This window comes from Sphingomonas sp., assembly GCF_040398505.1.
Classification (GTDB): Bacteria; Pseudomonadota; Alphaproteobacteria; order Sphingomonadales; family Sphingomonadaceae; genus Sphingomonas.
The window spans coordinates 4,777-11,407 of sequence record NZ_JBBATX010000087.1 but is presented as its reverse complement, the minus strand read 5'-3'; the positions used below and the strand labels follow the sequence as shown (position 1 = coordinate 11,407).

The following is a 6,631-nucleotide window of genomic DNA, read 5'->3' as shown; positions in this document are numbered from 1 at the left end:
ACCGCGCGCGCGCAGAGGACCAGCACGCGGACTTTGCCCTCGCTGCGATCGCCGAACATTTGCGTCGCGGTGCCCAGCTTCATCGTCCTGACGGTTTCGCGCAACGCGGAGGGCAGCGCGGTCAGCGGGACAGCATTGGCATCGGTCACGCTCGCGCCGACGCTCTGCGCAACGCCAGCGACATCGGCGCAGGAAAAAATGCCGAGCGTTGCCGACTGAAACGCCGCGATCTTGTCCGCATTGGCTTTGGCATCCCCCGCCGGATCGACCGTCACGGTGACTTGCTTCATCGACACCAGCACTGCCTTTGCCGCGACTGTCTTGGCTGCCGGCTTTGGTGCCGCCGGTGCGGCAATGGGGAACAGCAGAAGTGCCGTGATCGCGGCAGCGGATATGCGAGCGAGCCTGGTCATAGTCATCGGGCAACTCCTCCTTCGATTCTACCTGGCCGACAGCGCCTTGGCCCGCTCCGCCAGCCGTGCGACGGCGGCGGCATGGATGTCGGGCGTCGTCGCCAGCACACCGAACGCCAGAGCGCTCGCCGTGTTGAAGCTAAGCTGAACGCCGTGCGCGTCGGTTACCGTCGCGCCCGCCTCGGTGGCGATCAAGGCCGCCGCAGCGACATCCCATTCATGGCCCCAGCGCAGCGTCGCGACCAGATCCGCCTCATCGGCGGCGACCATCGCGATGCGCAGCGCAATCGAATTGGGCTTGGCGACAGCGACCAGATCGCTGTCCTCCGACAGCGCGTCGATCGGCACGCGCGCGCCGACAATATCGCGGCGGTTGCCGACCTGCAAACGTACGCCGTTGCGCAGCGCCCCCTGCCCCAAGGCAGCGCTCCAGATTTCCCCGCGCGCGGGTGCGTCGAGCACGCCGATCGTGACGCGGCCCGCCTCGGCCAGCGCAATCGACACCGCCCAGCCAGCGCGCCCGCGAATGAAATCGCGCGTGCCATCGATCGGATCGACCACCCAGACCTGTCCGCGCGTCAGGCGCTCGGCCGTGTCGGCGGTTTCCTCCGACAACCATCCGGCATCGGGCAACAGTGCCGACAGCCGTGCGCGGATCAGCGTATTGACGTCGAGATCGACCTGGCTGACCGGATCGCCGGGGCTCTTTTCCCAGCGGTGAAAATCGGTGCGCCAGTGCGACAAAGCAAGCGCGCCGGCCTCAGCTGCGACCGCCGCGACCGCGCGGGCGAGCGCCGCATCAGCCACTCGCCACCGTCATCCCGTCGATCCGCAGCGTCGGCACGTTGGTGCCGAAGCGGAATTCGAGATCGTTCGCAGGGGTCAGGTGGCGGTACATGTCCTTCAAATTGCCCGCGATCGTGAATTCCGCAACGGGCCCGGTGAGCACGCCCTTTTCGATCCGGAAACCGGCCGCACCGCGGCTGTAATCGCCGGTCACACCGTTCACGCCCATCCCGATCAGCTCGGTGACGAACACGCCATCGGCAATGTCTTCGATCAGCGTCGCGACCGGAACCTTGCCCGCCACCATGTGCAGATTGCTGGTGGATACTCCCGGCCCACCGCCGACACCGCGCGCAGCATGGCCGGTCGGCTCAAGCCCCAATTGCCGCGCCGATGCACTGTCGAGCAGCCAGCTTTCGAGCATACCATCGGCGATGATCGTGCTCGGCGAGACCGGCAGCCCCTCGCCATCGAACGGGCGCGAGCGCAGGCCGTGCGGGCGGTGCGGATCGTCGCGCACGGTGACGCCGCGCGCGAACACTTGCGTGCCGAGGGCTTCCTGCAGGAAGCTCGTCTTGCGGGTGATCGATGCTCCCGAAATCGCGCCGATCAGATGGCCGAGCAGGCTGGAGCCGACGCGCGGATCGAACACCACCGTCATCGGCCCGCTGGCCAGGCGGCCCGGATTGACGCGCGCGACGACGCGGTCGCCGGCTTGACGACCGATCGCCGCTGCCGATTCGAGCCTCTTGCGATGGCGCGCCGAGCTATAGGCATAATCGCGCACCATCGCCCCGCCCTCGCCCGCCAGCACGCTGGCGGACACGCCATAGCCGGTCGCGGCATAGCCAGCCGCAAAGCCGTGGCTGGTGGCGAGCGCCCAGATCGAGCGCGACGCGCTGGCCGACCCGCCCTCGCTATTGGTAACACCGGTCACGGCGCGCGCGGCATCCTCCGCCTCCAGCGCGACATCCCGCAGCGATTCGGGCGAGGCACCGTCGCCACCACCGGCCAGATCATCGAGATCGAGCAAGGGCGGCGCGCCGTGCATCAGCCGATTGGCGGGGGCGAGGCCGGCCCAGGCATCCTCAGGCGCTTCGCGCGCCATTGCGATCGCACGATCGACCAGAGCGGTCAGCGCGTCGGACGAAAGATCGGAGGTCGACACGCTGGCCGACCGCTTGCCCACGAACACGCGCAGGCCGAGTTCGGCGCTTTCCGAACGCCCGACATCCTCGAGCGCGCCGAGCCGCACCGAAATGTTGAGCGACATATCGGCGGCATAGACGGCGTCGGCGGCATCGGCACCGGCCGCGGTCGCACGGGAAACGATATCGGCGGCCCGCTCACGGGCTTGATCGGGGTTTAGCATGATGGCGACTTAGGACGAGAGGCCGGGAGTTGCTAGACCATCTCTCGCTTCCCCGGCGAAGGCCGGAGCCCAGTCGGGAAGGTTTCGGTGACGCAGGGCAGCGCTCGGCAATCGGCGGCGCGCACCTGGGCCCCGGCGTTCGCCGGGGAAGCGCATAGGATTTAATAAGGCCACGGCGTGCCGACGACAACGCAGGCCAGAAAGACCAGCAATCCGGCGAAACGGTTCGAGCGGAAACGATGGAGTGCGCCGGCGCCATCGGCGGGGGCGAGCGTCGCGACTTGCCATGTGAAATGCAGCGCGACCGGCAGCAGCGCGACCAAAGCGAGCCAATCGGGGCGCAATACCCAAATCGCGCCCGCCCACAGCGCCAGCGCGCCGGCGTAGAACAGGCCGACCCCGAGGTGGACGCGGTTGCCCATCCGCAGCGCCGAGGAGCGCACCCCGATCAGCGCATCGTCCTCGCGGTCTTGCAGCGCGTAGATCGTATCATAGCCGACCACCCAGCAGATCGACCCGGCATAGAGCAGCAGACCGGGCAGCAGCAGCGACCCCATCACATCGCTCCACCCCACGAGCGCCGCCCAGGAAAAGACGAGGCCAAGCCACACTTGCGGCCACCAGGTGATGCGCTTCATGAACGGGTACGCCGCAACCGGGGCAAGGCTGAGCAGCGCGACCACGGCGGCATAGACATTGAGTTGCAGCAGCACGACCAGCCCGACCAGACACAGCATCACCAGCCATACCCACGCCGCCTTGAGCGACACTGCGCCACTCGCCAGCGGTCGCGCGGCGGTACGCGCGACGCGGGCGTCGAGGTCGCGATCAACAATGTCGTTATAGACGCACCCCGCCCCGCGCATCGCGATGCTGCCGAGCAGCAGCCACAGGATCAAATCCCAGCGTGTAACCGCCCCGCCCGCCAGTGCGACGCCCCAGGCGCCGGGCCAGAACAATAGCCACCACCCGATCGGCCGATCGAGCCGCGCGAGCAAGGCGAACGGGCGCGCGGGCGGGGGGAGCAAGCGGATGAAGGCGCTATGCTGTGTGTCGGGGGTGAGATCGGTCGCGGTCATGGCTCCGCTCCATGCACCAGCACGCGGGCCGGAGACAGTCCTTCCGATGCGATCGCTCGACAAGACGACCCGCCGCGCCGATAGCGGAAGGAGCCGATGTACGGGCAGGCTTTAGGGGCGGGCAGCGTGGTTCATCTCTCCGTCGCGATCGGACGGTTCTTCGAGGCGTTGCTGTGGGCGCTGGCACGCGGCGTCGGGGTGATGGCGGGCTGGGCGTTGCTGGCGGTGGTGGTTTCGGCCGTAGTTGCGGTGATCGTGCGGGCGGTGTGGCGGCGGCGGTAACAGCTACCTCCTCGCTTCCCCGGCGAAGAGTGCAGGGTCGGATCGTCCCCCGGACGATCCTCGAACATGCGGGGCATGTTCAACCCTGCGCGCTTCGCCGGGGAAGAAGATTTCAAAACATGAAGAACCCACGCTAGGACACCCCATGCCCGCAACCCCCGCCTGGCCCCCGCAATCGACCCCGCGCTTGTTCGTCGAGGCAGCGCTCGCGCTCGGCCCGCTCAGGATCGAGGGACCGCAAGCACATTATCTGTGCGCAGTGATGCGCATGAAGCCGGGCGATCCGGTCAAGCTGTTCGACGGCACCTCGGGCGAGTGGCTAGGTGTCGCGGCGAGCATCGGCAAGCGCGACCTGATGCTCGACGTGACCGAGCTGCTGCGCGGGCCTGAGACGGTGCCCGATCTGTGGCTGTGCGCCGCGCCGATCAAGAAGGGGCGGATCGACTGGGTGGCGGAGAAAGCGTGCGAGCTGGGCGTCGCGCGACTGGTGCCGGTGCTGACGCGGCGGACGGTGGTGGACCGGTTGAACGGCGAGCGGCTGCGCGCGCACATGATCGAAGCCGCCGAGCAATGCGGGCGCACCGCCGTGCCCGAGCTGGCCGAGCCAGTGAAGCTGGCGGCGTTGTTGCGCGATTGGCCGACGGGGCGGACTCTGTTCTTCGCCGATGAGACTGGCGGAGAGCCTGCATTGGCAGCGATGCGCGGTGGCGGAGACTCGGCGGCGATCCTGATCGGGCCGGAGGGCGGCTTCGACGCGGACGAACGCGCCGCGATTCGCGCGGTGCCGGGCGCGGTCGGCATTGCGCTTGGCCCGCGCATCCTGCGCGCCGATACAGCGGCGGCGGCGGCGGTCGCTGTGTGGATGGCCGCAAGAGGCGATTGGTAATCTTCTCCCTCGCCCCGCTTGCGGGGAGAGGGAGAACGGCTGGCGTACCTCTCGAGGCAGCGCTAAAGCGCGCAAATGACGACGCACCTCGACTCCGTAAAGACATCCCCGCTGATCGAATCGCACGATCAGCTCGTCGCCAGCTTCGCGCGCGGCGAGAAGCCGCCGGAGCGCTGGCGGATCGGCACCGAGCATGAGAAGTTCGTCTATGCCGATGGCGACCATCACGCGCCGAGCTATACCGAAAAGGGCGGCATTCGCGATCTGCTCGATGCGCTGACCGAATTCGGCTGGGTGCCGGTCGAGGAGAAGGGCCCCGACGGCACGCCGAACGTCATCGCGATGAACGGGCCGGATGGGTCGATCAGCCTCGAGCCCGCCGGGCAATTCGAACTGTCGGGTGCGCCGCTCGAAAATCTCCACCAGACGTGCGCCGAAACCGGGCGTCACCTCGAACAGGTGAAAGCAATCGGCGACCGCTTTGGAATCGGCTTTCTCGGCCTTGGCATGTGGCCCGACAAGACGCGCGCCGAACTGCCGATCATGCCCAAGGGCCGCTACGCGATCATGCTGCGCCACATGCCGCGCGTCGGCAGCATGGGGCTCGACATGATGCTGCGGACCTGTACCATTCAGGTGAATCTGGATTATCAGTCCGAAGCCGATATGGTGCAAAAATTCCGCGTCGGCCTCGCGCTCCAGCCGCTTGCAACCGCGCTCTTCGCCAATTCGCCCTTCACCGAGGGCAAGCCCAACGGGATGCTGTCGTATCGCAGCCATATCTGGTCGGACACCGATCCGGCGCGGACGGGGATGCTGCCGTTCGTGTTCGAGGAAGGCTTCGGCTATGAACGCTATGCCGACTATGCGCTCGATGTGCCGATGTACTTCGTCTATCGCGCTGGCAAATATATCGACGCCGCCGGCCTGTCGTTCCGCGATTTCCTCAAGGGCGACTTGTCGGTGCTGCCGGGCGAGAAGCCGACGCTCGACGATTGGAACGACCATCTCTCGACCGCCTTTCCCGAAGTGCGGCTGAAGACCTTCCTCGAAATGCGCGGCGCCGATGGCGGGCCATGGGGGCGGATCTGCGCGCTTCCCGCTTTGTGGGTTGGGTTGCTCTATGATCAGGGCGCGCTCGATGCGGCGTGGGATGTGGTGAAGGGCTGGACGATGGAGGAGCGCGAGGCGCTACGCTCGTCCGTGCCAAAGCTCGGGCTCGACGCGCCGATCGCGGGTGGGCGAACCTTGCGCGACATCGCGGGCGAAGTGGTCGATATCGCCAGCGCCGGGCTATCGGCGCGCAACCGCCAGGATGCGAGCGGCAGCAACGAAACCGGCTTCCTCGATCCGCTGCGCGAGATCGTGCGGAGCGGCAAGGTCCCGGCGCAACTGCTGCTCGACAAATATCACGGCGTTTGGGGTGGTGACGTTTCGAAGGTGTATGACGAGCTGCGGTTTTAGAGTATGCATTAGCGATGAACGGGTTCGCGCTCTCGACACTTTTGTATGGCATCGCGGTGGTTATGATCGGCGCATACTTAGCGCTCACTCCGGCAGCGGAGTTGATCAAGGGATATGGGCCGGGATTCAAGCCGAATTGGCTCGATCGTCAGTTCCCCGCTTGGCGTCGCGTGATGGGTGCCGTCGGGTTTGTCGTGGGCGTAGGGCTGATCACGGTTTCAACCTACAGGCCGGATCTAGTCGTCAAGGTATTATCCTAGCGACCGGCGCGTCAATCCTCGCGCAGCAGGTTAACGCTTCCCGCCGACCCAAGCAAAAAACCGCGGCACCGCGCCATTGCGCGCCATCC

At 66.9% G+C, this 6,631-nt stretch carries 7 protein-coding genes and 1 pseudogene; 4 read left to right on the top strand and 4 right to left on the bottom strand.

Annotated elements, in window-relative coordinates:
- The 4 genes and pseudogenes from ABWP09_RS10965 to ubiA form a co-directional block, all read right to left on the bottom strand.
- Nucleotides 1–413, bottom strand: a pseudogene (locus ABWP09_RS10965) (hypothetical protein); the annotation flags it as partial.
- Between the two features lie 27 nt (nt 414–440).
- A complete protein-coding gene (locus ABWP09_RS10960) occupies nt 441–1,220 on the bottom strand; it encodes a 3'(2'),5'-bisphosphate nucleotidase CysQ (protein ID WP_353205180.1) in 780 nt (259 codons plus the stop codon).
- Nucleotides 1,213–2,571, bottom strand: a complete 1,359-nt coding sequence (locus ABWP09_RS10955; protein WP_353205179.1) for a TldD/PmbA family protein — start codon at nt 2,569–2,571, stop codon at nt 1,213–1,215. The genes ABWP09_RS10960 and ABWP09_RS10955 overlap by 8 nt, the downstream gene beginning before the upstream one ends.
- 161 nt (nt 2,572–2,732) lie before the next feature.
- A complete protein-coding gene (gene ubiA / locus ABWP09_RS10950) occupies nt 2,733–3,650 on the bottom strand; it encodes a 4-hydroxybenzoate octaprenyltransferase (protein WP_353205178.1) in 918 nt (305 codons plus the stop codon).
- Nucleotides 3,651–3,776: 126 nt separating this feature from the next.
- Between ubiA and ABWP09_RS10945 the strand changes: the two genes are divergently transcribed.
- From ABWP09_RS10945 to ABWP09_RS10930, 4 genes are all read left to right on the top strand, one after another.
- Nucleotides 3,777–3,932 carry a hypothetical protein gene (locus ABWP09_RS10945; RefSeq protein ID WP_353205177.1) on the top strand — a complete coding sequence of 52 codons (156 nt, stop codon included), beginning with the start codon at nt 3,777–3,779 and terminating at the stop codon, nt 3,930–3,932.
- Nucleotides 3,933–4,077: 145 nt separating this feature from the next.
- Nucleotides 4,078–4,818 carry a 16S rRNA (uracil(1498)-N(3))-methyltransferase gene (locus ABWP09_RS10940; RefSeq protein ID WP_353205176.1) on the top strand — a complete coding sequence of 247 codons (741 nt, stop codon included), beginning with the start codon at nt 4,078–4,080 and terminating at the stop codon, nt 4,816–4,818.
- A gap of 75 nt (nt 4,819–4,893) precedes the next feature.
- Nucleotides 4,894–6,282: a glutamate--cysteine ligase gene (locus tag ABWP09_RS10935; RefSeq protein ID WP_353205175.1), complete on the top strand. Its 1,389-nt coding sequence runs from the start codon at nt 4,894–4,896 to the stop codon at nt 6,280–6,282.
- Between the two features lie 14 nt (nt 6,283–6,296).
- Complete coding sequence (locus ABWP09_RS10930; RefSeq protein WP_353205174.1) at nt 6,297–6,542, top strand: hypothetical protein; 246 nt, start codon at nt 6,297–6,299, stop codon at nt 6,540–6,542.
- The last annotated feature ends 89 nt before the right edge of the window (nt 6,543–6,631 follow it).